The sequence below is a fragment of the Bradyrhizobium erythrophlei genome, from assembly GCF_042430365.1.
Classification (GTDB): Bacteria; Pseudomonadota; Alphaproteobacteria; order Rhizobiales; family Xanthobacteraceae; genus Bradyrhizobium; species Bradyrhizobium erythrophlei.
Genome location: NZ_JBHMET010000108.1, coordinates 30,094 through 55,541, shown reverse-complemented (window position 1 = coordinate 55,541; position 25,448 = coordinate 30,094). Strand labels below are relative to the sequence as shown.

The 25,448-nt window shown below is 64.4% G+C and carries 28 protein-coding genes; 7 read left to right on the top strand and 21 right to left on the bottom strand.

From position 1 onward, the window contains the following. Positions 1-130 precede the first annotated feature (130 nt). Positions 131-832 (bottom strand): NUDIX hydrolase, encoded by a 702-nt coding sequence (locus tag ACFFWD_RS17820; protein WP_376967376.1) that lies wholly within the window; start codon positions 830-832, stop codon positions 131-133. Positions 833-848: 16 nt separating this feature from the next. Beyond that, the gene (locus ACFFWD_RS17815; RefSeq protein WP_376967374.1) at positions 849-1,874 is read right to left on the bottom strand and encodes an ABC transporter substrate-binding protein; all 1,026 of its coding nucleotides are present in this window, start codon (positions 1,872-1,874) and stop codon (positions 849-851) included. 136 nt (positions 1,875-2,010) lie between these two features. Here ACFFWD_RS17815 and ACFFWD_RS17810 point away from each other — a divergent pair, with 136 nt between their 5' ends. Beyond that, entirely contained in the window at positions 2,011-2,460 is a 450-nt protein-coding gene (locus tag ACFFWD_RS17810; protein ID WP_376967372.1) for a cupin domain-containing protein, read from the top strand. A 133-nt stretch (positions 2,461-2,593) separates the two neighbouring features. Here the strand turns inward: ACFFWD_RS17810 and ACFFWD_RS17805 are convergent, their stop codons facing one another. The 7 genes from ACFFWD_RS17805 to ACFFWD_RS17775 form a co-directional block, all read right to left on the bottom strand. Beyond that, the gene (locus ACFFWD_RS17805) at positions 2,594-3,409 is read right to left on the bottom strand and encodes a Crp/Fnr family transcriptional regulator (RefSeq protein ID WP_376967370.1); all 816 of its coding nucleotides are present in this window, start codon (positions 3,407-3,409) and stop codon (positions 2,594-2,596) included. A 35-nt stretch (positions 3,410-3,444) separates the two neighbouring features. Next, the gene (locus ACFFWD_RS17800) at positions 3,445-3,879 is read right to left on the bottom strand and encodes a hypothetical protein (RefSeq protein WP_376967412.1); all 435 of its coding nucleotides are present in this window, start codon (positions 3,877-3,879) and stop codon (positions 3,445-3,447) included. A gap of 211 nt (positions 3,880-4,090) precedes the next feature. Further along, positions 4,091-4,876, bottom strand: a complete 786-nt coding sequence (locus ACFFWD_RS17795; RefSeq protein ID WP_376967368.1) for an ABC transporter permease — start codon at positions 4,874-4,876, stop codon at positions 4,091-4,093. Then, complete coding sequence (locus ACFFWD_RS17790) at positions 4,876-5,697, bottom strand: ABC transporter ATP-binding protein (RefSeq protein WP_376967366.1); 822 nt, start codon at positions 5,695-5,697, stop codon at positions 4,876-4,878. The genes ACFFWD_RS17795 and ACFFWD_RS17790 overlap by 1 nt, the downstream gene beginning before the upstream one ends. A 121-nt stretch (positions 5,698-5,818) precedes the next feature. Then, positions 5,819-6,091, bottom strand: coding sequence for a DUF3551 domain-containing protein (locus ACFFWD_RS17785; protein ID WP_376967364.1), 273 nt, complete (start codon positions 6,089-6,091; stop codon positions 5,819-5,821). Positions 6,092-6,229: 138 nt separating this feature from the next. After that, positions 6,230-6,895 carry a hypothetical protein gene (locus ACFFWD_RS17780; protein ID WP_376967362.1) on the bottom strand — a complete coding sequence of 222 codons (666 nt, stop codon included), beginning with the start codon at positions 6,893-6,895 and terminating at the stop codon, positions 6,230-6,232. Positions 6,896-7,047: 152 nt separating this feature from the next. Further along, positions 7,048-7,884 (bottom strand): metal-dependent phosphohydrolase, encoded by an 837-nt coding sequence (locus ACFFWD_RS17775; protein ID WP_376967360.1) that lies wholly within the window; start codon positions 7,882-7,884, stop codon positions 7,048-7,050. Positions 7,885-8,127: 243 nt separating this feature from the next. On the opposite strand from ACFFWD_RS17775, the gene ACFFWD_RS17770 reads away from it, so the two are divergent. The 3 genes from ACFFWD_RS17770 (at position 8,128) to ACFFWD_RS17760 (ending at position 10,886) form a co-directional block, all read left to right on the top strand. Beyond that, on the top strand, positions 8,128-8,343 hold the full coding sequence (locus tag ACFFWD_RS17770) for a hypothetical protein (RefSeq protein WP_376967358.1): 216 nt from the start codon (positions 8,128-8,130) through the stop codon (positions 8,341-8,343). Between the two features lie 195 nt (positions 8,344-8,538). Beyond that, on the top strand, positions 8,539-9,327 hold the full coding sequence (locus tag ACFFWD_RS17765; protein ID WP_376967356.1) for an ATP-binding cassette domain-containing protein: 789 nt from the start codon (positions 8,539-8,541) through the stop codon (positions 9,325-9,327). Then, a complete protein-coding gene (locus ACFFWD_RS17760) occupies positions 9,324-10,886 on the top strand; it encodes an ABC transporter permease/substrate-binding protein (protein WP_376967354.1) in 1,563 nt (520 codons plus the stop codon). The genes ACFFWD_RS17765 and ACFFWD_RS17760 overlap by 4 nt, the downstream gene beginning before the upstream one ends. Before the next feature lie 90 nt (positions 10,887-10,976). Here the strand turns inward: ACFFWD_RS17760 and ACFFWD_RS17755 are convergent, their stop codons facing one another. The 3 genes from ACFFWD_RS17755 to ACFFWD_RS17745 form a co-directional block, all read right to left on the bottom strand. Further along, a complete protein-coding gene (locus tag ACFFWD_RS17755; protein ID WP_376967352.1) occupies positions 10,977-12,647 on the bottom strand; it encodes a sulfatase-like hydrolase/transferase in 1,671 nt (556 codons plus the stop codon). Between the two features lie 99 nt (positions 12,648-12,746). Next, positions 12,747-14,456, bottom strand: a complete 1,710-nt coding sequence (locus ACFFWD_RS17750; RefSeq protein WP_376967350.1) for a sulfatase-like hydrolase/transferase — start codon at positions 14,454-14,456, stop codon at positions 12,747-12,749. Between the two features lie 168 nt (positions 14,457-14,624). After that, positions 14,625-15,203, bottom strand: a complete 579-nt coding sequence (locus tag ACFFWD_RS17745; RefSeq protein ID WP_376967348.1) for a TetR/AcrR family transcriptional regulator — start codon at positions 15,201-15,203, stop codon at positions 14,625-14,627. A gap of 339 nt (positions 15,204-15,542) precedes the next feature. Between ACFFWD_RS17745 and ACFFWD_RS17740 the strand changes: the two genes are divergently transcribed. Then, positions 15,543-16,163 (top strand): hypothetical protein, encoded by a 621-nt coding sequence (locus ACFFWD_RS17740; RefSeq protein ID WP_376967346.1) that lies wholly within the window; start codon positions 15,543-15,545, stop codon positions 16,161-16,163. 4 nt (positions 16,164-16,167) lie between these two features. Here ACFFWD_RS17740 and ACFFWD_RS17735 read toward each other — a convergent pair whose 3' ends face one another. From ACFFWD_RS17735 to ACFFWD_RS17725, 3 genes are read right to left on the bottom strand one after another with little or no spacing between them, the layout of a single operon-like run. Continuing rightward, positions 16,168-16,410: a hypothetical protein gene (locus ACFFWD_RS17735; protein WP_376967344.1), complete on the bottom strand. Its 243-nt coding sequence runs from the start codon at positions 16,408-16,410 to the stop codon at positions 16,168-16,170. A gap of 29 nt (positions 16,411-16,439) precedes the next feature. Further along, a complete protein-coding gene (locus ACFFWD_RS17730; protein WP_376967342.1) occupies positions 16,440-16,805 on the bottom strand; it encodes a lysozyme inhibitor LprI family protein in 366 nt (121 codons plus the stop codon). Positions 16,806-16,810: 5 nt separating this feature from the next. Next, entirely contained in the window at positions 16,811-17,665 is an 855-nt protein-coding gene (locus tag ACFFWD_RS17725) for an SDR family oxidoreductase (protein WP_376967340.1), read from the bottom strand. Between the two features lie 146 nt (positions 17,666-17,811). On the opposite strand from ACFFWD_RS17725, the gene ACFFWD_RS17720 reads away from it, so the two are divergent. Together ACFFWD_RS17720 and ACFFWD_RS17715 are read left to right on the top strand one after the other, a co-directional pair. Beyond that, complete coding sequence (locus ACFFWD_RS17720) at positions 17,812-18,840, top strand: adenylate/guanylate cyclase domain-containing protein (protein WP_376967338.1); 1,029 nt, start codon at positions 17,812-17,814, stop codon at positions 18,838-18,840. 260 nt (positions 18,841-19,100) lie between these two features. Beyond that, positions 19,101-20,243: a DUF2336 domain-containing protein gene (locus tag ACFFWD_RS17715; protein ID WP_376967336.1), complete on the top strand. Its 1,143-nt coding sequence runs from the start codon at positions 19,101-19,103 to the stop codon at positions 20,241-20,243. A 172-nt stretch (positions 20,244-20,415) separates the two neighbouring features. Here the strand turns inward: ACFFWD_RS17715 and ilvC are convergent, their stop codons facing one another. The 6 genes from ilvC to ACFFWD_RS17685 form a co-directional block, all read right to left on the bottom strand. Next, entirely contained in the window at positions 20,416-21,435 is a 1,020-nt protein-coding gene (ilvC, locus tag ACFFWD_RS17710) for a ketol-acid reductoisomerase (RefSeq protein WP_376967334.1), read from the bottom strand. Positions 21,436-21,588: 153 nt separating this feature from the next. Further along, positions 21,589-22,197, bottom strand: a complete 609-nt coding sequence (locus tag ACFFWD_RS17705; protein WP_376967332.1) for a LysE family translocator — start codon at positions 22,195-22,197, stop codon at positions 21,589-21,591. Positions 22,198-22,204: 7 nt separating this feature from the next. Then, entirely contained in the window at positions 22,205-23,098 is an 894-nt protein-coding gene (locus ACFFWD_RS17700; protein ID WP_376967330.1) for an EamA family transporter, read from the bottom strand. A 78-nt stretch (positions 23,099-23,176) separates the two neighbouring features. Continuing rightward, positions 23,177-23,872, bottom strand: coding sequence for a class I SAM-dependent methyltransferase (locus ACFFWD_RS17695; RefSeq protein ID WP_376967328.1), 696 nt, complete (start codon positions 23,870-23,872; stop codon positions 23,177-23,179). Positions 23,873-23,874: 2 nt separating this feature from the next. Further along, complete coding sequence (gene ilvN / locus ACFFWD_RS17690; protein WP_376967326.1) at positions 23,875-24,417, bottom strand: acetolactate synthase small subunit; 543 nt, start codon at positions 24,415-24,417, stop codon at positions 23,875-23,877. A gap of 23 nt (positions 24,418-24,440) precedes the next feature. Then, positions 24,441-25,427, bottom strand: a complete 987-nt coding sequence (locus ACFFWD_RS17685) for a threonine dehydratase (RefSeq protein ID WP_376967324.1) — start codon at positions 25,425-25,427, stop codon at positions 24,441-24,443. Between the last annotated feature and the right edge of the window lie 21 nt (positions 25,428-25,448).

Below are 25,448 nucleotides of genomic sequence, written 5' to 3'. Positions count from 1 at the left end.
GTGCACTGCATTTTTGTTTTTTGGTGCCACCTATCACATGGGCAGCCGCCATGGATGTCAAGCGCAATGGCTGCGTCCGCACGGCGCAGGCATGATCAAAGCTTCAGCAATTGGTTGCAGCCGAGCGGTGCTACACCGACAGCTGCGTTTCGATGAATGCAGTGACGAAGCGCGGCATCGCACCTTTGAGGTCGGCCCGGCTGCGCACCAGATGGATCGCCGCAAGCTCGGGATGCTCCTGCCGCGCCAGATTGGCCTCGATCCGCGCGCGCAGCGCCTCGCCCGGCATGTCGACGCGCAGGATGCGCATCATCGCGACCGCGGGTCCTGTGTAGATGCAGTGCCAGTCCGCATCGACGCGGCAATCCGCAGGCACGAGACCAGTCTCCTCCTCGAGCTCGCGCAGCACGCTGCCGGCGATATCGACCGTGTCACCCCTGATGTCGTCGAGGTCAGGCGTGCCTGAGGGAAAGTAGATCCGGCCGGCGTTCGAGGTGTGCTGGCCCATCTCGCCGAGCACGAAGGCGCCGTCGCTTGCCAGCACGGCGCCCATGCCGAAGCCATTGAAGACCTCCTTGTCCGGGAAGCCCCAGTCGCGCCAGGCGAGGAAGCTTGCGAAATCGGTCTCGAAATAGTTCGCCGTGAAGCGTCCGTCGGCAAACACCGGATCGCGTCCGAGCAGGACGCGGCCGTTCCACATCCCGGGCCGCTCGCGCTGCTGAGCGACGAAATGCGCCGCGATCTCCGCTTGCTTTTGCTCCGCGAACGGCCACGGCCGGTTCTGCAAGATCAGATCAAGCGCGGTGACGCGGTGAATGGCGGGAGGCTGCATCCGACCCCGCGTCCAGCTATTTCGCGTTCCCGGTCGTCTTCTTGACCTGGTCGACATACTTGTTGGTGTAGGTCTTGGTCACGTCGATACCGGCCTTCGCCACATCAGGCGAGCCCTCACTGAACACCGCGAGCACGGCTTCCGCGCCCTTCGGGTCCATCTTGCCGGTCTCGGAATACATCGGGATCGTGTTCTTCAGCGCGGCAAGATAGAGGTCCTTGTTCTTGCCGACGATCTCGTCCGGCATCTTGGCCATGATCTCCTCGGGCGAATGCGAATGGATCCAGTTAAGCGTGGCCATCATCGCGTTGGTCAGCGCCTGCACGTCCTTCTCATGCCCGTTGACCCAGGCCGCGGTCGAATAAAGCGCGCCGCCCGGGTATTCGCCGCCGAACACCGCGAGCGTGTCCTTCTGGGTACGGGTGTCGCTCAGGATCTTGAGGTCGGAATGGTTGCCCTGCAGCACGGTGACCGAGGGATCGAGCATCACGGCCGCATCGATCTGGCCCTGCTCCATCGCGGCGACCGCGGTGGCGCCGAGGCCGACGCCGATCACGGCGGTTCCCATCGGGTCGAGCCCGTTCTTCTTCAACAGGTACTTCAGGAAGAAGTCGGTCGAGGAGCCGGGCGCGCTGACGCCGACCTTCTTGCCGGCGAGATCCTTGACCGAGTTGATCTCGGCGGTGTGCTTCGGCGAGACCACGAGCACGAGGCCGGGATAGCGGTCGTAGACCACGAAGGACTGCAGCTCCTGCTTCTTGGCCGCGAGATTGACGCAATGGTCGAAATAGCCCGAGACGACGTCGGCGCTGCCGCCAAGCACCGCCTTGAGCGCATCCGAGCCGCCCTTGAGGTCAACCAGCTCGACGGCAAGCCCGGCCTTCTCGTACTCGCCGAGCTGCTTGGCCAGCACCGTCGGCAGATAGCAGAGACAAGCGCCGCCGCCGACCGCGATCGTGATCCTGCTTTGCGCCGCGGCGAGGCCCGTGCCCATCACAAGCGCCATCAGGGCGCCCGCGACCTTGCCAAACATCGTCCTCATGACGTCCTCCATTCCAGTTTGGCGGCAAGATAGTGCAGCGCGGCTGGCTTGAGAAGGCAACTTTCCGATGGCTGGTCAAGCCTGCAACGGCGGCATAGCATCCGCGGCACAAGAAAAACCAGGGGAGGCTCCTTTCATGAATCGCATTGCCACCACGTTGTCGCTTGTCGCCGCGTTCGCCGCCGGCTGCGGCGTCACCCATCTGCTGCGGCCGGCGCTTGCCGCCGAGAATATGACGGCGCAGATCATCCATACCGGCGAGATGGAGGGCGACAAGCTCGGCAACGCCAACAATGTCGGTTTCCGTTCAAAAATGTTCGTCGCCGCCGACGGCGCTACCGTCTCGATCCAGGACGGCAACGTGCCGAAGCACATGCACCCCAACACCAACGAGCTGCAATACATCCTCGAGGGCACCGGCACGATCTGGCTCGGCGACAAGGAAGTGACGGTGAAGCCGGGCGATCTCGTCGTGATCCCGAAAGGCACCCCGCATGGCGGCACCAAGCCGCAGGGCCGCGCCCTCAAGGCCATCGCGATCAAGACGCCACCGCAGGCGCCTGACGATACGAAGCTGCTGGACTAAGGAACAGCAGCGTCGGGTGGGCAAAGGCGCGAAGCGCCGTGCCCACCATTCACGCCGTGCTCGTGACGGTGGGCACGCGGAGCCTGTCATCGGGCGCGCGTTCGCGCGACCCGAAGCGCAGCAAACACCAATTTCAAGGCGTATGACTGGCAGCCGTAACCTGCGATCCCGCGCTTTGTTGCGTAACGATGTTTTCGAGCCGCGCGATGTTTTCCAAGAGTCGCTGGCTGGTCAGGACGAGAAAATAATAGCCGAATTGCGGATTTTGAAAGTAGAGCTCAAGCAGCCTGTCGTAGGTGATGGACAGAACCTGCCCGTCCTCTATGCATTCGACCGTCCCGGTTCGTCGGTTATTCGGCGTGAGGAAACCCAGTTCTCCCATGAGACGTCCAGGCGGAAGCTCGACCTCGATTTCCTTGACCAGAAACTTCCCTGTGACCGTGAGGAACATTTCGGTCGCCACATCACCCTTCCTGAATAGTCTGTCGCCCCGCCGATATCGGCGTTCGGTCATGAACGGCTTCAGCCATTCCATCGACATGTCACCCTGCGACGCGGTGCGTGCCTTCTTGACGAGCCTGAGCATTTGACGAAGGCGAACGGCATTGATCGGCAGCAACAGCAGATACAGCAGGAAAGTGGTGATGTTTCCGGAGAGCGCGCCAAACGCCGCGAAGAACGTACAGCCTGCCATATTCGCGACGCGCAGCGGCACCATCGTCTGCATCAACAAGGTCGCGACAAAGAAGATCGCGCCAATCAATGCAAACATGTTGGCAAGCGTTATGTTGGCCAGCCCAATTTCGAGCAACCGGTTCAACAGCGCATCGTAGGTGACGTTGTTGGGATCGAGACCCAGTTGAATCAGGATCTTTGCAACCCTGAGATTGTCCGCGGCCGTATCGAGGATACGGTCGAGTATCGTCGAAAGATCTGCGCTGAGCTTCATTGGATTATCTCTTCCCGAAGCTGATTAAAAACGGTTCAATTCGTGAGAAATCTGTAGGCGGCGATCAGAGCCACCATGGCAGCGAAGATCAGCAGGGCCGGCACGGATTTCCGGGTGGCCGGCCTGTCCGGAGCGGCCGCGGCCAGCCGAGCCGGCGGAGGCCTGCGCGGCGTCTGAGACCGCACAACGCCTTTATCCGTCGACACAGCGGCGGTTTCCAGTTCCGGCGCCGTGCCAAGGCCTCCCATCTCGCCATAATAGCTGGCGTAGACCTCGCGAACTGCCACGACTTTCGACTCGGCCTCGCTCATCGTCTCAAGCCTTGCTCGATAGCCAAGCAAGAACTCCTGCGCATTTACGGGCAGGTCATCGAAGCTTCCGAGCTTCGCCATCATAAGCCATATGGCAAAATCCGCCTCGGCTTTGGAGTGGGCTTTTCGGGCAATCCGGATGCTCGGGCGTGAGGCCATCTTTATCTGGTCGATGTGCGAGTTATCCAAGCTGGCGTCAAGCACCTCGCGTCGGCTTCGCTTCTTGCGTAGCTCTCGCATGACAGTGCCCGATGCCTATGACTTTCCTATAAACACCGCCTCGAAAATATAGAGCAACGTGCGGCCAGACAGTATGCCACTTAACCGATCGCAAGCTTTCTTTTCCGGGCCCAAAGGTCACGCCCCCGCCCTACTCCCGCACCACCGCCGTCGGCCGCCACACCAGCAGCCGCTTCTCCACCACCGTCACCGCCATGTCGATCAGGATGACGAACGCCGAGAGCACGAACATGCCGGCGAACACGCCGGCGACGTCGAACACGCCCTCAGCCTGCTGGATCAGATAGCCGAGGCCGGCCGCGGCGCCGAGATATTCGCCGACGACGGCGCCGACCACGGCGAAGCCGACCGAGGTGTGCAGGGAGGAGAACATCCAGGACAGCGCCGACGGCCAATAGACATGCCGCATCAGCTGCCGCTCGCTCATGCCGAGCATGCGGCCATTGTCGAGCACGGTGGTCGAGACTTCCTTGACGCCCTGGTAGACATTGAAGAACACGATGAAGAACACCAGCGTCACGCCGAGCGCGACCTTGGACCAGACGCCGAGCCCGAACCACAGCGCGAAGATCGGCGCCAGCACCACGCGCGGCAGCGCGTTGACCATCTTCACATAGGGATCGAACACCGCGGCGACGCGCGGTTGGCGCGCGAACCAGAAGCCGACCAGGATGCCGGCGGCCGAGCCGATCACGAAGGCAAGGATCGATTCCCACAGCGTGATGACGAGATGCTTCCAGATCACGCCGGTCGAGAACCATTTCACAATTTCGCTGAACACGTCGACCGGGTTGGAGAAGAAGAAGGGCGGCAGCAGGATCTTGCCGAACACCGGCACGGTGGCGAAGAATTGCCACAGCGCCAGCGCGACGACGGCGACCAGCACCTGGAGCGACAGCAGCGTCAACCGCGACATCAGGCTGCCCCCGCCTGCGAGGACTGAACGTAGCCCTTCATCACCTCATCCTTCAATACGCTCCAGATCTCCCGGTGCAGGGCGTGGAAATCCTTCTCCATCCGGATTTCGGAGATATCGCGCGGCCGCGGCAGCGCGATGCGCCAATCGCCGATGATGCGCGCGCCGGGGCCGGCCGACATGATCACCACGCGGTCGGCGAGCGCGATCGCCTCCTCGAGATCATGGGTGACGAACAGCACCGCCTTGCGGTCGGCGTTCCACAATTCCAGCAGCAGATTGCCCATGATCTGCCGGGTCTGCGCATCGAGCGGGCCGAACGGCTCGTCCATCAGCAGGATCTTGGGGTCGCGGATCAGCACCTGGGCGAGGCCGACACGCTTGCGCTGGCCGCCGGAGAGCATGTGCGGGTAGCGGTTCGCGAACGCGCCGAGCCCGACCGACGCCAGCCATGTCTGCGCGCGCTCGAGCGCCTCGGCACGCGGCGTGCCCTTGATCTCGAGCCCGATCGCGACATTGTCGATCGCGGTCTTCCACGGAAACAGGGCGTCGGCCTGGAACAGGTAGCCGGCATCGCGATTCAGGCCGGCCAGCGGCCTGTCGAAGATGCCGACCGATCCGGCTGCGGGTTTCAACAGCCCGGCCGCGACATTGAGCAATGTGGATTTTCCGCATCCCGTCGGGCCGACGATGGCGACGAACTCGCCATGGGCGACCGCGAGATTGGCCTTCTCGACCGCCGTATAGACGCGCCGGTCCCCCAACCGAAATGCCACCGTCGCGTCGTCGAGCGCGATCGCCCTTGGCTGTGCCGTCTCCACCTGCATCGTCCCCCCGGTTTTGAGGGATGGCTTAGCGGTTCGAACGGGCAAGTTCAACGCAGGAAGATGGCGCAGGCAGCCCGAGCGCATGCGGATTGCGGTCGTTGGCGCAGAGGCCGGCCTAGTCCACCTGGTGATGCCGACGATAGGCCCGGCGCTTCGGCGGCCTGCTCGGGCCCGCGTAGAACGGATTGATGGAGCACGTGGCCGGGCGGCCTGACGCGGTGGCCTGGCACTGCGGGATCGAGGTGAAGCTGCAATCGATGTAGTCGGCCGTGAAGCGGCCGCCAAATACCTGCATGCAGACGGGATAATTCGGATCGTAGGTCTGCGCCGCGGCGGGCCCGGCGGTGGCAACACCAAGCGCGATGATCGCGCAGATTTTCAGACGCATCGAATCCTCCTTGCCGCTCAAATTGCAGTCACGCGCGGTTATAGCGATCTCGGGCGAAGCGGATACTGGCTCGCGTGAAGAAAATGCCTGGAAACACGTCTCCAGAGCTCAGGTTCGGATCCGATCAGAACCGAGGCCCTAACGCTGCTCGTCCGGCCTGTCGTCGTCTTCGCCAAGACAGCGGATGACGTAGGCCGGCGTGTCCCGCGGCAGGATCTGCGCGGCGCGCGCCCTGAGGCGGCATTCCAGCTGCGCGATCATGCGCGCCTTCTTCCGTTCGCTCGGCAGCGAGGATTGCCGCAATTTGCGCATCGTCATCGGCGATCCGTCGGACTCGAAGCTCAGTTCGTATCGCTTGCCGTTGCGGTCGGTGGCGGCGCAGGAGATGCTGGACACCTGCCGCGTGACGAAGCTTCCGATCTGGCGGCAGGAGCCGGTCGACATCTCCACCAGCGGCACCGGCAGCCCATCGACCCGCGGCCGGTCGCGGGATTTCAGCAGCATGCGATCGACCGACAGTTCGAAGACGTTGTCCTGGGTCTTCTCAACGCTCTCGCCCGAGAACGAGACGATGTGGCTGGTGTCGGCGGGATCGTCGAGCACGACGGTGAATTCGGAGCGGCCGCGCTGGTTGTGGAAATAGGCAACCGCCTTGCAGCTGAAGCTGCGCCCGGCAATGTTGACGTTGCGGCAGGTGCCGGACATCAGCGCGTACATGTCGACGTCGTAGACCGGCTCCGCGGCCGCGGCCGCGGGAAGACAGGTCACGGCGACCGCAAGCAGGCGCGAGAGGCGGGACGCCATCGGGCGGGGTCGATTGAGAACACGATCGACAGGCAGATGCATATCCCAAGGTCGCTGATTTACGTCAACGGCGCAATCGCCGACGCAGGCCGAACTGGCTGCGTTGCATGCGAAGCGGCCAGTCCGATCGAAGCAGATGGCGGGGAATTGCGTCAGATTTGCGGGCCGGACAGCGTGACCTCGCGCTCGGCGCGGAACACGTTGGCGTAGAGGTTCGCGATCCACTGCCGCCCGCTTGCCGTCATGTTGAGATAGCCGATCGCGCCCTGGATATGGGGCGCCACCATATTCCAGTAGAATTGGGGATAGCGATCGACGATATCAGCCGGCGATTCATAGCCGAGCTGGCGGTTCACGCCGACCTCCTCGAACTCGTAGTAGAGCGCGTTGGCCTTTCTGATGTAGTTGGGATCGCCGAGTTGCCCGATGAAGTCGGCCGCACGCACGATCGCGGCCTCCTCGTCATACTGCTGCCCTTCTGGCGCCGGAAAGCGAGTGCCCTCGATGTTGCGAGCGACGCGTTCGCGGTCGAGCGGGATGACAGCCTCGAGGCGATCCAGCACATAGAGCTTCGACCGGTCGACATGGTAAGGCATCAGGCCTGCGTCCGACGAGCCGCGCGGCAGCACCACCTTATTGCCGGTCGCATCGACCACGTAGCCGTCCGGACCGTCGCCCTTGAGAAGGCCGCGCACGTATCCGATGTCGTGGGTCAAACAGGCCACAATCGTGTGCGTGTAGTCCTCGGCCGTCATATGGGTATGCAGCATGCGCCCGCGGATAATGTCGTGCCCCGCCAGCGTGACCAGCATGGTGTGTTCGACATTGTGGTAGAGCGCATCGCTATTGCCGATGCATTCGAGCGCAATGCGGGCGGCGGCCGGAAGGATCTCCGCGAAACGCGCCTGCCCGGCACCGAAGTAGCGGGCCACATACCGCGCGAGAAACTTCTCCAAGGCATTTGCTGCCAACTCAGGTAACGTCATCATCGATGCAGTCCCGCCCCGCGCAACGTCCCTCGCCTGCTCCCGATCTCGCGTCGTTATTGGGCAGGAACTATAGCGCATCTGCAGGCAGGCGGCTACGCGCCGCGGGCCGTGGCGAGCCGAATTGGCCGTATTTCCCCGGTATTGCCCCCCGCAATGCGGCGAGTGCTGATAGTGGCATGAACCCTGCATGAGTCGTTGCAGACATCGCGTTAGACCGGGTACCCACGACCAATAAAGGCCATCATGCTCATTACTCTCGTCGCCGTCCTCTGCAACGCCCAGCTCTGCATGGAGAAAGTCGTCACCACCAGCGATCAATCCGGCATCACCATGGGAGCCTGCGCGGTGAATGCGCAAGTCGGCATCGCCGATTGGCTCGCCAAGGGGCCGTATCACGCCTGGCGGCTGCAGAGCTACAAATGCGTCATGGGCAAGTACGTGCCCAAGAACGAAGTGTGATGTGATCTCCAGCCAGCGGATGCCGTGCCGGCTCACCGCACCGGTGTGATCGGATCACGTTGTTTTGCACGGGTGTGGAACATCCCGCGTGGCAGCGCTCGGCCCAAGTCACGGCCCGAGTCACGGCCCAAGTCAAAGTCCGATTTATCGGCTATCACTGTCGTCCCCGATGGTGAGACTTGAGGTCCCCGCACGATGCCCGCAACGCCGCTGATCGCCTATGCGCATGTCGGCAAGAGCTTTGACGGCGGCCGCGTGGCGGCGGTCGACGACGTCTCGCTCGAGGTCGCCGAGGGTGAATTTCTCGCCATCGTGGGTGGGTCGGGCTCGGGCAAGACCACGCTGCTCAGGCTCGCCAACCGGCTGATCGAGGCCGACTGCGGCCGTATCGCGGTCGAGGGTGAGGACGTCAGCCGCCTCGATCCGATCCTGCTCCGCCGCCGCATCGGCTATGTCTTCCAGAGCGGCGGGCTGTTTCCGCATCTTTCCGTCGCCGTCAATATCGGCATCACGCCGAAGCTGCTGGGGTGGTCGCGGGCGGAGATATCTGCGCGGGTCGATGAGCTGCTCGACCTTGTGCGGCTCGACCGCGCGCAGTATCGCGACCGCCTGCCGCATGAGCTCTCCGGCGGCCAGCGCCAGCGCGTCGGCGTGGCGCGCGCGCTCGCCGCCAAGCCGCGCATCGTGCTGATGGACGAGCCGTTCGGCGCGCTTGATCCGCTCACCCGCGACGCGCTCGGCGACGACTACCGCGCCCTGCACCGCGAGCTCGGCCTGACCACCGTTATGATCACCCATGACATGACCGAGGCGATCCTGCTCGCCGACCGCGTCGCGGTGATGCGCGGCGGCAAGCTGCTGGCGCAGGGCTCGCCGGCGGAGCTTTCGGAAAGCCACGACGCCTATGTCGGCGAGCTGCTGCGGACGCCGCGGCGCCAGGCCGAACGGCTCGGCGCGCTGCTGCCGGGGGATGGCGCCGCATGAGCTTCCTCTCCGATCCACGCTGGAGCGAGGCGTTCGCGCACCTGCCCGACTACCTCGGCAATCATCTGCGCGTCAGTCTCGCGGCGCTGGCGCTCGGGCTTGCCATCAGCCTGCCGCTCGCGATCATCGCCCGCAACAAGCCGCTGTTGCGCGGCGCGCTGCTCGGGCTCGCCAGCATCGTGCAGACCGTGCCGGGACTGGCGCTGCTCGCGCTGTTCTACCCGCTGTTGCTGGCGCTTGCGGCGATATCAGCGGCGTGGTTCGGCTTCGGCTTCTCCGCCTTCGGCTTCCTGCCGGCGGTCCTGGCGCTCGCGCTCTATTCGATGCTGCCGGTGCTGCGCAACACCATCACCGGGCTTTTGGGCGTCGACGCCGCGATCCTGGAGGCCGCGCAGGGCGTCGGCATGACGCCGCGGCAATCGCTGCTCACGGTCGAGCTGCCGCTGGCGCTGCCGGTGATGATGGCCGGCATCCGCACCGCAGCGGTGTGGGTGATCGGCACCGCGACGCTGTCGACGCCGATCGGCCAAACCAGCCTCGGCAACTACATTTTCGCGGGGTTGCAGACCCAGAACTGGGTGTTCGTGCTGTTCGGCTGCGTTGCCGCGGCCGCGCTCGCGCTCGCCGTCGACCAGCTGCTGGCGCTGATCGAGACCGGCTTGCGCAACCGCAGCCGCCTCCGCGCCGCGCTCGGCGGGCTTGGTATCGCCGCACTGATCGCGGCCACGCTGGTGCCGGCGCTGGCGCGGCCACAAAGCAGCTATGTCGTCGGCGCAAAGACCTTCACCGAGCAATATGTGCTGTCGGCGCTGATCGCCGAGCGGCTGCAAGCGGCGGGTCTTTCGGCCACAAGCCGCGCCGGTCTCGGCTCCAACGTGATCTTCGAGGCGCTCGCCGCCGGCGACGTCGACGTCTATGTCGATTATTCCGGCACGCTGTGGGCCAATCAGTTTCACCGCACCGAGGTCAGGCCGCGCGCGGAGCTAATCAGCGAGCTCAAGGCGACGCTGGCGAAGCTGGACATCACCCTGCTCGGCGAGCTCGGCTTCGAGAACGCCTATGCGCTCGTGATGCCGAGAAAGCGCGCAACAGAACTCGGCATCCGTTCGATCGCCGACCTGGTGGCGCGGGCGCCGACCATGTCGATCGCCGGCGACTACGAATTCTTCTCGCGGCCGGAATGGGCCGGCATCAAGGCCGCCTACGGCCTGTCGTTCCGCGCGCAGCGCCAGATGCAGCCAGATTTTATGTACGCCGCGGTCGCCTCAGGCGAGGTCGACGTGATCGCGGGCTACACCAGCGACGGGCTGATTGCGAAATACGATCTGGTGGCGCTTCAGGACGACAGACACGCCATCCCGCCCTATGACGCGGTCATGCTGCTGTCGCCGAAGCGCGCCGGCGACGAGGCGCTGAAAGCGGCGCTGCGGCCGCTGCTCGGCAGGATCGACATCGCGGCCATGCGCGACGCTAATCTGCGCGCGGCCGGCAACGACGCGTCATCGTCGCCGACTGCGGTGGCACGCTGGCTGTGGGAGAAGGTCGGCGGCAAATCGTAGGATGGGTAGAGCGAAGCGAAACCCATCACATCGAAACGATGGGTTTCGCTTCGCTCTATCCATCCTACAAATCATCGGGATGACCGCGCCTCAGAGCCCCTTGATCATCCCGGCATCGATCAGCAGGCGGTTGAAGCGGCGGGCCTCGGCGCCGTCCTTGCAGGCATAGAATACGCCCTTGCAACGCAGCATGATCTGCTTCTGCTCCGCGAACGACGGGTCGAGCAGGACCCCTGCGGCTTCCTGGATCACGATCGGGATATAGGCAGCATCGAGTGTATCGAGCGCCGACGATAGATCGGTCGGTCGAAAGTTGATTCCATCGAGCGCATAGTAAGTTGAGAAGTAACGCGGATCTGTGGTCATCATGCGTTGCGCCAGCGATTTGCGGTCGATGCCCGGCTCAAGCAAATTCTGCGAGATGGCCGGCTGATGATCGCCGAAACGCAAGATCAGAAATGATTGATCCGGATAGTCGCGCGCCAGCCGTGTGGTGAAATCGCGGTACTCCTTCGCCGTCACAGTCTGGCGACGAATATATTCGTCAGTCTCCGCCGCATTTCCCAGCGGGGTCCAGTCCGGCGTCAGATCGGGCCGGTAGACACTCCGCCAGGGATAATGATTGGCCGTGAGATACATGAACATGAAGATCGGTGACTGCGACGGCAGCTCACCCGCAAACAGGTTCAAGGCCTGATCGAAGTAGAACTTGTCGGGCTGCATGTCCTCATCGACGCCCATGTCCGCCATGTCGATGAACTGGCCGATGCCGGCACCCTTCTGGAACCTGCGCGCACTGAGGAAGTCGCCATAGGTCGGATAGAGCGAGAAGGTCCTGTAGCCGCAGTGCTGCAGTGCCCGCGGAAGTCCGCGCGTGACACGGCCCGCGGCGATTCTTGTGACGTAGAATTTCAGATCGCCGAACGATCGCGCCGACAGGCCGGTCAGGACATTCAGCTCGGAGTACCATGTCGGACCGCCGGACGCCTCCACCATCAGGGTCCGCTGCTTGCCGTCTACGGACTTGAAGTAGTCCGAGTACCCTGGGGGCACCCTGACGCCAGGCGCAGCGGTGATATCGAAGCTCGACTCGTCGAGCAGCATGATGAGATGCGGCCGCGGTGCAGTGGTGTCGCATTTTTCGACATTCGGCACCGCCGGATCGAGGGTTGCGTACGTTCCCAAGGGCAGGCGAAGCGGGCCGCTAGCAGGTGGATCGGCCTCGATCCACCCCGTCGAAGCCAGGCGCGACACCGCCACCACTCCCGAGCGCGCGAGACCGGAAATATGATTGACGCCCTGGAACGGCTCCCACGGTTGCTCGGGCACCGCGACCGACATCGCCGACATCAGGACGGTTGTTGCAGCAAGGACCGCCAAAGGAAGGCGGCGACCTGTGCGTACTAGATCGACGAGCCAGATCACCCACAGCAGCGGAACTGCCAGGACTCCCGCCACGATCAACTGCGTCCGCAACGGCGGAACCACCGAAAGCAGGAATGAAAACGTATCGCGATCGATGATCAGGAAATCGAGGGTCGTCAGCGTTAGCTGCAAAATGTCGAACTTGAACCGCGACAGCGCGATCAGCAGCACCACCAGAATCAGTGCGAGCGCCGCAGAGATGCCCGGCCGCGGCAACACGAGCAGGAAAAGGCAATTCGCAAAAACCCAGGTCAGCAGGGACAGTGTGATCGCAAAGGGTCCGTGTTCCGTGGCGAGCAGGACAGCCAGCGCCGCAAGATGCAAGATGACGACCACGCCAACACCGGCGTAGAACCAGGCGCCGCGCAGGTCCGTACCGCCGGTCCGGCTTGTTTCGGTTTTAACGGAGGCTGGAATTTTGGGCCTCCCTTGCGGCTAGAGGTTTTTCACGAAGCCCGCATCGATCAACAACCGGTTGAAGCGGCGGGCTTCGGCGCCATCCTTGCAGGCATAGAACAGGCCATTGCAGCGGAGCATGATCGCCTTCTGCTCCTCAAACGACGGATCGAGCGGGATGCCGGCGGCCTCCTGGATCACCAGCGGCAGGTAGGCCGCATCGATCGTCTGCATCACCGCCGGGCTCTTCACCGGCTCGAAATTGATGGCGTCGATCGCGTAATAGGTGCCGTAATAGCGCGGATCGTAGTCCATCAGCTTCTTGCCGATGCCGGCCTCGTCGAGACCGGGATCGAGCAGTTGCGGTGAGAATTCTGGCTGGTGATCGCCGTAGCGCACGATCAGGAACGGCTGCGCCGGAAATTTCTTCTTCAGCGCCGCGACGAAGGTCGCGTAGTCGTTGGCGCTCATCGCCTGCCGGCGCAGATATTCATCGACCGAGGCCGCATTGCCCGGCCGCTTCCAGGACGGCAGCAGGTCCGGCCGGAACTTCGTTTCCCACGGGAAATGGTTGGCGGCGAGATAGACAAAGGTGAACAGCGGCGAACCGGACGCCTGCTCCGCCATCAGCTTCAGCGCCTTGTCGTAGAAGAAGCTGTCGGGCTCGACGTCCTTGGCGTGCAGGTCATGGGCGTCATAGAAGCGCTGGATGCCGGTCGTGGTCTGGAAACTGCGCGCGCTCATGAAGGCGCCGAACGCCGGATAGAGCGACAGCGTGTTGTAACCGCAGCGGCGCAGCGCCAGCGGCAGGCCCCGCTCCACCCGCCCCGAGGCGATGCGGGTGACGAAATAGGCGAACCGGCCGAACGAACGCGAGGACAGCCCCGCCAGCACGTTGTACTCGGTGAACCAGCTCGGTCCGCCATTGCTCTCGGCGAGGAAGGTCCGCTCGACCCCGTCATAGGACTTGAAGTGGTTGCCATAGCCTGGCGGCACCTTCACGCCGCCGGCCTGGCGGATGTCGAAACTCGATTCATCATGGATCATGATGATGTTCGGCCGGCGGCCCGCGGGATGACAGGCGTCGACCAGCGGCACCTTCAGCCGTTCGTTGACGGCAGGATCGGATTCCATGAAGCCGTATTTGACGAAGTCGGAGACCGCGGTGACGCCGGACCGCGCGAATTTCGACAGATAGCCGTCGTCGTAATAGCCGCGCCAGGCCTCGTCCGGCCAGGCGAAGGCGTAGGCCGAGAGCGCCGCGGTGCAGGCAAGGCAAGCGGCGGCCGCCGGCAGGCGGCGGATGCGGAACGGATCGAGCCACCACAGCGCGTACATCAGCGGCAGCGTGACGAGGCCGGCGCCGATGATCGACCAGCGCAGATTGGGGAAGATCGTCAGCAGGAACGCGGCGGTGTCGCGGTCGATCACCATCAGGTCGACGAAATTCGCGGTCATCTGCACCACGTCGTGCTTGAAGCGCGACAGCAGCACCAAGACCACGACCAGCGTCAGCGACAGCGCGCCCGACAGCGCCGGCCGGCGCAACAGCGCGATGAACAGGAAGTTCAGGATCCCCCAGGTGAACAGGAAGCAGATCCGCGAGCCGAAATCGGTCTCGGTCCGCAGCATCAGGATCAGCGCGCCGAGATGCGGGGCGGCGACCGCCATCAGCCGCCAGATGCCGATCGCGGCAAGGCCGCCGGCAAGCGCGGTAACCGAGGAGTTTTGATTTGGCGCGGGCGCCATAGGTGAGACGCAACACGACCCGGCGCAATACAAGAGCCTTGGCTGGCAACGGCCAGGAGGCGCACGGGACAGCCGGAGCCTGCGCCGTGTCATGAAACCGTAGTGGAATCGTCATGAACGCGCAATGAATTTGCCAGGGCCACACGCAGCTCGGTAAATTCCCCGCACCTAGACTTTCGCCGCGGGCGCTGGCGGCTTCGAAATCCCTGCGATGAAGAGATCGATGATCGCCTCGGCAGTCCGCTCGGCCTCGGCATCCGCGATGCCCCAGCGCGGGAAATGGCCGTCGATGTTCATCCGGGCGAAGCCATAGACCAGCGCCCGGCCGGCGATCTGCACCTGCTTCAGATCGTCGACCCTAAGCAGGCCCTGGGCGAACGCCTCCGACAGCAAGTGCTCGGTCAGGGCGATCACCTCGGCATTGTCGCCCGAGACCGCCGCCGACCGGTCATGGTCAAAAAAGCGGCGGCTGGAGATGATCTCGAAATGGGTGGGGTTCTTCATCGCCCAGCGCAGATAGGCCATCCCAAGCTTGCGGAAACGCTGCAGGGGATCGCCGGACGGCGCCTCCGCCATCGCCGCCTCGATCTCGGCCCGGAAGCGGCGCTGCGCCTCCTCCGCGACCGCATTCATCAGGGCGTCCCGGCTCGGAAAATGCCGGAACGGCGCCCCCGGCGACACCCCGGCGCGGCGCGCTGCCTCGCGCACGCTGACCGCCTCAGGCCCGCCCTCGTCGACCAGTTGCATGGCCGCCTCGACCAGGACGCGGCGGAGATCGCCGTGATGGTAGGGCCTTGCAGCCGGCGCACTTGCCGCGGCACGGCGGCGCGGCTTGCCCGACGGGGGTCTGGGAGACGACGTGCTGTTGGCGGGGCGGCGCATCCACGAGACCTAGCATCACTCCCTTGTGAATGTAAGCACTGATTACACGGATTGACCGCGCGCCGCCGCGCTATGTAACTGGTGATTACATTGTGGCTCCGCGTCATTGCGAGCGAAGCGAAGCAATCCATCCCGCCAAGACAGCAGAATGGATTGCGTCGTCGCTTCGCTCCTCGCAATGACGGCACCAAGAAGGGGACGGACATGCCGATGCGTCAAAACTGGTTCGAGGGCTGGCGGCTGTTCGGCGTGCTCACGCTGATCCTGATCGGCCTCTGCGTCTGGATCGCCGGCATGCGGCAGTTCGAGGTCGAGGGCGTGCGGATGGTGATCCGCTTCACGGCGCGCACCTCGCTGCTGTTCTTCTGCCTCGCCTTCTCCGCCGCGGCGCTGGCGCAGCTCAGGCCCAATGCCTGGACGCGCTGGCAGCGCCGCAATCGCCGCTACCTCGGCGTCACCTTTGCCGCGTCGCACGCGATCCACGCCGGTGCGATCGTGTGGTTCGCGAACATCGATCCGCCAGGCTTCGCCGCCGCAACGTCGGCCGCATCCTATGTCTTCGGCGGCATCGGCTATGCCTTCATCATCGCGCTGACCGCGACCTCGTTCGACCGCACCGCTTCCCTGCTCGGTCCGCGGGCCTGGCGCGCGCTGCACCTGACCGGCGGCTATTACCTCTTGCTGCAGTTCACGGTGTCGTTCGGCAAGCGCATCCCCGAGATGCCGCTCTACGCGCTGTTCCTGATTCCGCTCGTTGCCGTGTTCACGCTGCGGATGATCGCGATGGCCTCGCGGGCGGCGCCGCGCACGGCGCAGGCCGGATAAAGCGCTAGTCACTTCCCACAAGGTGGAACTTGCGGCCCAATCGTCGATGAACGGTCATGACGGCGCGGTCGACGTCGCTGATCAGGCTGTCTCCGAGAATCACGTTCGGGATCTCCCAATTGCGGCCGACACGCACATGCGGCAGCGCAGAGACCGCCGTCACGCGTGCGGTCTCGCATCCCGGCTGCGCGCGCAACGCATCGTCGGCAAGCCGCGTCAGTTCATCCCGATTTTTTCCGTCCGTCATGGCGACGGGTGATGACGAAGGAAGATGGCTCACTGATGGCCGATCGTCTCGAGCTCCCTGGCGCGGGCCTCCGTCATGCTGCGCATGCATTCGCCAGCGTCGATGCGGGCGATGGTGCCCTCGCCCAGGCCGTAGTAGAGGCAGTTGGCGTCGCGGTACTGGATCCATAGCCGCTGCGCGGCGCGCAGCTGCTCGCGCTGCTTGTCGGGCGCATCCTTCATCGCCTGCTGATAGGCGATCGTCATGCGCTTGTCCCATTGCGCGGTCTTGGCCTTGAGGCATTCGACCATCTGGAAAGTGTTGCCGTCGCAGGCCTGGTCGGGGTCGCCCTGGTCGCCGGCGCAAGCGGCAGTCGCAAACGCCCCGACAGCGGCCACGATCAAGGATTTCAGCATGGCCATCAGGTCCGCGGCATCAGGCCGAGGCGCTTGGCGATGATCTTGTCGACCATCCGCTTCGGCAGCACCCTGGTAATGATGTGGCGCATCGGGTCGGGCGCGATCTGATAGCGCACTTTCGGCCGCGGCAGCGTCAACGCATCGAAGATGACCTCGGCGATCTTCTCCGGCGGCAGGCCGATCGAGTCGAGATGCTGCATGTAGACGCTGACCTTCTGCAGCGCCGGCAGATAGGGCGAGTTCTGGTACTTGGCGATATCGACGTCCTGCTGGCCCTTGCCCCAGATCGGCGTCTTGACCGGCCCCGGCGCGACGATGATGACGTCGATGCCGAACAGCATCAGCTCGCGGCGCAGGCTCTCCGACAGTCCCTCGATCGCGTGCTTGGACGCCGCATAGGCGGGCGTCAGCGGGTTGCCGTTCTTGCCGGCGACCGAGGAGATCATCACGATGCGCCCGCGCGGGCCCTTCAGCGACGGATCGGTGCCGAGCAGCGGGCCGAACGCCTGGGTCGAGATGATCGGCCCGATCACGTTGACGTCCATCTGGCGGCGGAATTCATCAGCCGACAGTTCAAGCACCGGGCCCGTCACCGCGATGCCGGCATTGTTGACGAGGCCGGTCAGCGTCTCGCCGTTCAGCGCGCTCCGCACCTCGCGCGCCGCCGCCAGCACGGCGGCCTCATCGGTGACATCGAAGATCAGCGGGGTGAAATTGGCGCCGAACTCGCTTTTGAGCCGGTCGGCGTCGGCCTGCTTGCGGACGCTGCCGAACACGCGAAATCCGCGATCGAGCAGCAGCTTTGCGGCGGCCCAGCCGATGCCGGTGGACGCACCCGTGATGACGGCAGATTTCATGTCGCTTCCCCCTCGTATTTGTTCCTGCCCATGTAGGTGGGCGACATCCTAGTGCAATGGCGCGAGCTTGACACAGCCCGGACCAGGCTGCGTCGTGGCTAGCCAGACCGCCCCCGCGCAGGATATCTGGAGGGCGTGGAGGAGACATGCGGCGCTTCGTGACGCCTACCATCGTCCTGGCAGTGTTTGGTCTGCTGGTGGGCGGCCTGTATCGCTATGTCTTCGACGAGGTCAGCGAAGCCGACATTGCCAATTATCTGCGCAGCGCCGTCCATGGCGCTGGACTAACGCTCGCGGTATGGGGCGTTCATCTCTATTTCACGTCCCGCAGCAGCGCCTGGATACGGCGATGGCCTTTCATCATCGAATTGCTGGTCCGCACCATCACGACGGCATGCATCGTCGTCATTGTCGCGATCGGGCTGGAGGCGATCCTCTATCCCTATGGGGTCGCGGTCAGATGGATCGTCGGCGACCTGCCGAAGATCATGGGCATTTCGCTCGCGCTGTCGTTTGTGATCACCGCGGTCTACGAGCTGATCCGGATGATCGGCGGCCGGACGCTGGTCAATGTCGTGCTCGGACGCTACCGGCGGCCGACGCGCGAGGAGCGTGTGCTGCTGTTTCTTGACCTCGTCGGCTCGACGACGCTTGCGGAGGGCATGGGGGAATTGCGCGTGCAGGAACTCCTGACGCGCTTCTTCTTCGACATCGATGAGGCCATCGTCGTGCATGGCGGTGAAGTGCACGCCTATGTCGGCGACGAGGTGATCGTGACATGGCCGGTCAAGACCGGCCGGCCGGCGCGGCGCTGTCTCGATTGTGTGTTCGCGATCCAGGATCGCCTGGCCGAGCTCGCCGACCGCTACCAGAAGGAATTCGGCGTGATCCCTGCATTCCGCGCCGGCCTCCATGCCGGCCCCGTCGTGATCAGCGAGTGCGGCGATTCCCGCCGGCAGGTCGCCTATTTCGGCGACACCGTGAACGTGACGGCGCGGCTGCAGCAGCATTGCAAGGAGGCCGGCCGTCCGCTGCTGGTGTCGGGCGAGCTGCTTCGCCTGCTGCCATCAGCCGATGACCTTGCGATCGAGCCGTTCGGCGCGACGCAATTGCGCGGCCGCGCCGCGTTGGTCGAGGTGTTTGCGGTCGATCGGCGCGCAGCGGCCGCGGCATAGGCCGCTCACCCCGCCCCGGATCGGCCGCGTCGCGGTTTGACCGGCGAGAGACGTCCTGAAGAATTCCTTAAAGGCGGCGCCGGCCGATGGACCTCCGCTGCCGCACCGGCGGCCGCAACCCGGTCCGACAGCCGAAATACCCGCGCGCAAGAATGACGAATTGAGTCCCGCCCGGTCGTAGCCCGTTAACGATGCATTGTGGCTGTATTTGTACGGGGTGCCGGCTTAACGCAGGCGTAAGACCGTATGCGGAATCTTGCATGCGGGTGTCATTCAACAATCAACAGGCTGCCCTCATGGCGCAACAGCCGGCACATTCGATCATTGCCGAACTAGAAGATGCTGTCCGGGACGGAACTTCCGCGAAGCGCGTGCAGACGCTGCGGCGGGTGACCGACCTTTTCCTGAACGACGGCGACCGCCTCAACGACGAGCAGGTCAAGGTGTTCGACGACGTGCTCTGTCTCCTGATCGCACGCGTCGAGACGCGGGCGCGCGCCGAGCTCAGCAAGCGCCTCGCGCCGCTCGACTACGCTCCGTTCGAGGTGATCCAGTATCTCGCCTGGGACGACGACATCTCAGTCGCCGCCGACGTGCTGACCCATTCCAGCCGCCTCAGCAGCGAGGCGCTGTTCGCGATCGCCAGCACCAAGGGACAGGATCACCTGTTAGCGATCTCGGCGCGCGAGAATCTGCCCGAGGCGGTGACCGACGTGATCATCACCCGCGGCGGGGACAAGGTGATCCGGCGCCTCGCCAAGAACGCGACCGCGCGCTTCTCCCAGGACGGCTATTCCAACATCGTCGCCCGCGCCGAGGGCGACGACGAGCTGATCGAGATCCTCGGGCTGCGCATCGACATTCCGGCCAAGCTGTTGAGCGAGCTGTTGCGCCGCGCCAAGGAAGCGGTGCGCGCCCGCCTGCTTGCAATCGCGCCGCCCGCGGTGCGTGACGAAATCCAGAAGGTGCTGAACGACATTGCCCAGGAGGGCCCCGCCGCCCCGCGCCGCAACTACGGCGTCGCCGAGGAACTCGTCAAGCTGATGAAGCAGCTGAACGAGCTCGATGACGCGGCCGTCTACAAGTTCGCCGAAGACAGCAAGTTCGACGAGGTCACGGTCGCGCTCGCCGTGCTCAACGACATGCCGATCGAGATGATCGAGCGGCTTATGCTCGGCCACCGCTCTGACCTGATCCTGATCCCGTGCCGCTCCGCGCGGCTCAACTGGCCGACGGTCGAAACCATCCTGCGCAAGCGGCCGCTGCCGCATCCGCTCGACGACGCCACGCTCGAGGTCGCGCAGCGCGACTACCGGCGGCTGTCGCTGGAAACCGCGCAGCGCACGGTGCGCTTCTGGCAGCTGCACAACAGGATCGAGAAGCAGCCGATGGCTGTGGAGTAGCCGACCCGGCGCTTTTCACGGCATCACAAACGTAAAGGGTGGGCAAGGCAGACGCCTCACCCACCCTTTCTATTTGCGCGTAGGGTGGGCAAAAGCGCACCGGCGCCGTGCCCACCATCAAACGCTGTGCTCGTGGTGGCGGGCACGCTTCGCTTTGCCCGCCCTACAAGCCTTAGTTCTTCGACTTGTCGACCAGCGCGCCCTTCTTGATCCACGGCATCATGTCGCGGAGCTTGGCGCCGACCTCCTCGATCGGATGCGCGGCGAGCTTGGCGCGGGTCGCCTTGAACGAGGTCTGGTTGACCTTGTTCTCCAGCATCCAGTCGCGGGCGAACTTGCCGCCCTGGATGTCGGCCAGCACCTTGCGCATTTCCTTCTTGGTCTCGTCGGTGATGATGCGCGGGCCGGTGACGTACTCGCCGTACTCGGCGGTGTTGGAGATCGAGTAGTTCATGTTGGCGATGCCGCCTTCATAGATCAGGTCGACGATCAGCTTCACCTCGTGCAGGCACTCGAAATAGGCCATCTCCGGCGCGTAGCCGGCCTCGACCAGCGTCTCGTAGCCGCCCTTGATCAGCTCGACCAGGCCGCCGCAGAGCACCACCTGCTCGCCGAACAGATCGGTCTCGCACTCTTCCTTGAAGGTGGTTTCGATGATGCCGGCGCGGCCGCCGCCGATCGCCGAAGCATAGCTGAGGCCGAGGTCATGGGCGTTGCCCGAGACGTCCTTGGCGATCGCGATCAGGCAGGGCACGCCGCCGCCGCGCTGGTATTCCGAACGCACGGTGTGGCCGGGGCCCTTCGGCGCGATCATCAACACGTCGAGGTCGGCGCGCGGGTCGAGCAGGTTGAAGTGCACATTGAGGCCGTGGGCGAAGACGAGGGCCGCGCCCTTCTTCATGTTGTCGTGCAGGTGCTCGCGATAGATATCGCCCTGCAGCTCGTCCGGGGTCAGCATCATGACGAGGTCAGCCCATTTGGCGGCCTCGGCGACTTCCAGCACCTTGAAACCGGCGGCTTCCGCCTTCTTGGCCGAGGCCGAGCCCTTGCGGAGCGCAATGGCGACGTCCTTGACGCCGGAATCCTTCAGGTTGAGCGCGTGGGCGTGGCCCTGGCTGCCATAGCCGACAATGGCGACCTTCTTGCCCTTGATCAGGTTCAGGTCGGCATCGCGATCGTAGTAAACTCGCATCGTGGTTTCCTCGTTTCAAAAGGGGGGCCAAAATCGGCCGATGGGTCAGGCTTTCGGAAGGACAAAACCGCCGGGCGCCCGCGAATTTCCGGCGTTGTCTAGAGCATTTTCCCCGTCAGGGGAAACCCCCATCTCGCATGGCGCGGTGCGGCATCATGCGTCCATGAAGACCGGGTAGAGCGAGGCCAGGAGCAGGATGGCCATCACCACGTTGAAGGCCCTGATCGCCCGGGGCGAGGTCAGGATCGGCCGCAGCGCAGTGCCGAACAGCGCCCACAGGGTGCAGGACAGGGCTCCCAGGAGCAGGCTCAGGCTGACCTGGATCGCGATGTTCCACGGGAAGGCGGCGATCGCCGCATAGGCGGTGATGGTGCCGATCACCATCACCCAGCCCTTGGCGTTGACCCATTGGAACATGGCAGCGCCCCAGAAGGTCATGGGGCGGCCACCCTTGCCGTCGTTCTGGTCGGCCGACGGCGGCTCCGCCATCGCGATGACGGCGGCGAGATAGACCAGATAGGCCACGCCTGCGTATTTGAGGATGGTCTGCAGCACCGGATAGGCGATGAAGACGGCGCCGAGGCCAACGCCGACGGCGCCGACCATGAAGGCGAAGCCGACCGTGATACCTGCAATATGCGGCACCGTGCGGCGGAAGCCGTAGGTCAGTCCCGACGACAGCAGCATGATGTTGTTGGGGCCCGGCGTGAAGAACATCACGACGGCGAACACGACGAAAGCAAGCAGCAGCGAATGCGACATGGTGCCCTCACGCGACCTTCGGCAGGGTCTTTTTTGTTAGGCCTTTCGGCCGCTTCGACAGCAGCATCACCGCGATGCCGCCGATGACGGTGATCATTCCCGCGAGCCGCAGCGGTCCGAACCGTTCACTGAACACGATGCTCGACGCCGCCGAGCCGACGAACGGCACCAGCAGCGCGAACGGCACCACCTGCGCCGCTGGATGGTCCCGCAACAGCGCGCCCCACAGCCAGTAGGCGATGCTGGTCGAGATGGCGCCGACGAACAGTAGCGAGAGCACACCGACAAGCGACAAATGCGACAGCGCCAGCCATACCGGCTTCGCTCCGAGCGTCAGCAGCGATAGAGCAAACAACGGGATCGCGGCGCACAGGCAGAGCCACGCAAACAGCTGGAACATCGGCGCGCCCTGCGCCGGCCGCAGCAGCAGGTTGCCGATCGCGAACGAGATCGGCGAGATCATCAGGATGGCGAAGGCCGTGACGCTGAAATCATAGCCGACGGTGCCGCAGATCATCAAAAGGCCGATTCCCGCAACGGCGATGCCGACCGTCTGCATCCGCGACGGCAATTCGCCGAACAGAAGTGCGGCAAAGCCGATGGTGAACAGCGCCTGACTCTGCACGATCACGCTGGTGAGCCCGACCGGCATGCCATGCGCAATCGCGATGGATTGCGCCAGGAACTGACCGAGGAACAGCGTGAAGCTGATCGCGATCAGGAGCGGCCACGACACCTGCTTCGGCTTGGGCAGGAACAGGCACGGCACGGCCGCAATGCCAAAGCGCAGCGCGGTCATCAGTTCGGGCGGCAGCTCGTCAAGCGCGAGCCGGCTCGCGACGAACGCAAGCCCCCAGATCACCGCAACCATGACGGCGATGCCCACATCGGCCGGCTTCATTTTTCGGCTCTTTGTTTCCAGTTCTGTTCTTGTTGGGCATGATCTTGTCGGAAATCGGCCGCCCAAACCCTTGTTGTTCTAGATCTGTTGGTCCGGTTTCGGTTTGCGTAGGAGGTAGGTGCCGTGGAGAGGCGCGTGATAATCGGCCGAGACCAGCGTGAAGCCGACCTCGGTCAGCATCCGCTCCATCACCCAGCCGAAGGTCGAATATTCGTCGCGCATATGGGTCATCACGCTTTCGCGCTCGAAATCGTGGTTCTTGATCGAGAAGTCGGCCCAGCCCTCGACGTCGCGCTCGACGCCGTCGGGCATGCTGACGAACACCATGTCACGCAAGTAGAAGTTCGCGCCGGGCTTCAGTGCTTTGAAGATCCGCGACATCGCGACCGCCTTCCAGAAATCCGGCAGATGGTGCAGCGTGAACTCGCTGACGATGAGGTCGTAGGAATTCGGCTGATAGGCGAAGGAGAGCAGACCGGCCGGCTGGGTCCGGATCCGCGCCTTGCGGTCGCGGGCGTAGATGTCGGCGAGCCCGAGCATCGCCGGCGAGATGTCGATCGCGTCGACCTCGGCGCCGATCAGCGCGGCTTCGGTCGCGAGCACGCCGTTGCCGCAGCCGATGTCGGCGACCCGCCAACCCGGCTTGACGCCCAGCATGGTCAGCGCCTGGCGGGCGCGGACGTCGCTGTCGTCGTGGCGGTCATAGATCGAGGCGACCGCAGTATCGAGACCGACCCGCCGCCGTTGCGTGTAGTACCAGTCGCGCGCCAACATGTTCACATCCCTTCCGGCCCGCGCGTGATGGCGGCCACCCCGGTTCGTGACACCTCGACCAGGCCCAGCGGGCGCATCAGGTCGATGAATTGATTGATCTTGGCGGAGTTGCCTGTGATCTCGAACACAAAGCTCTCGGTCGTGGCATCGATCACCCGGGCCCGGAACGCATCCGCGAGCCGCAGCGCCTCGACGCGGTGATCGCCGGTGCCCCTCACCTTGACCATCGCGAGCTCCCGCTCGATCGAGCGCCCGGTCAGCGTCATGTCGACGACGCGGTAGACCGGGATCATGCGGTCGAGCTGGTGCTTGATCTGCTCGATCACCATCGGCGTGCCTGTCGTGACTATGGTGATGCGCGAGAGATGCTTCTGGCTCTCGGTCTCCGACACCGTAAGACTGTCGATGTTGTAGCCGCGGCCGGAGAACAATCCGATCACGCGCGCCAGCACGCCGGGCTCGTTCTGCACGAGCACCGACAGCGTGTGCGTCTCGTTGGGATCGTGACGCTCTTCCAGGAAGTAGGCGGATGCGGGCTGGTTCATTGTCGTCCCCTTATGTCCTCTCGTCACGCCACCGCCCGCCGGGCGGACGGTGTGACATCCGTTCCGACCCACGTGCGGAACAGATCGAAATCGATATTGCCGCCGCTCAGGATCAGGCCGACGCGCTTGCCGGCGAGCCTACCCTTCTCCTGCAGCGCGGCCGCGAGTGCCGCCGCGCCGGCGCCTTCGGCGAGATTGTGCGTGTCGGTCCAGTAGGCGCGGATCGCGGCTCCCACCTCGTCGTCGGTCACCTGCACGATGCGGGACGCGCCCTTGCGGATCAGGTCGAATGCGTCCGCGTCCGGAATCCGCGTCGCCATACCGTCGGCGCGGGTGTTGCTGGTCTCGGTCGAGACGATCTTTCCTGCGGCAAGCGACAGCGCGTAGGACGGCGCTTCGGTGGACTGCACGCCGACGATCTCGGTCTTCAGGCCGAGCAGGTCACGCGCCATGATGCAGCCGCAGATGCCGGAGCCCTGCCCGATCGGCACGTAGAGAATGTCGATATCCGGCGCGGTCCGGAACAGTTCGAGCGCGTAGGTCGCGACACCGAGCACAAGGTCCGGGTGGAACGACGGCACCATGTGGAGCCCTGCGAACTGGGCGCGGCGCTCCGCCTCCTCCCGCGCGGCCTGGAAATCCGCGCCGTGCTCGACCAGTTCGGCGCCGAATGCATGCATCGCGCGGTTCTTCTCGACCGAATTGCCTGATGGCACATAGATCACCGCCGGCACGCCGTGACGGCTCGCCGCGAAGGCCAGGCTCTGGCCGTGATTGCCGCGCGTCGCCGAGATGATCCCGGGGACATCCGGCCGCTCGCGCTTCAGCCGGTCGAGATAGACGAGCCCGCCGCGCACCTTGAAGGCGCCGATCGGCGTGTGGTTCTCGTGCTTGACCACGACGCGCGTGCCGAGCCGCTCTGCGAGCAGCGGCCAGACATGCGCCGGCGTCGGCGGCACCGCCTGGCCCACGATCTCGTGTGCGCGCTCGAGCTCCCTGAGGTCAAACATTGATCTGCCCTCCGAACGAGC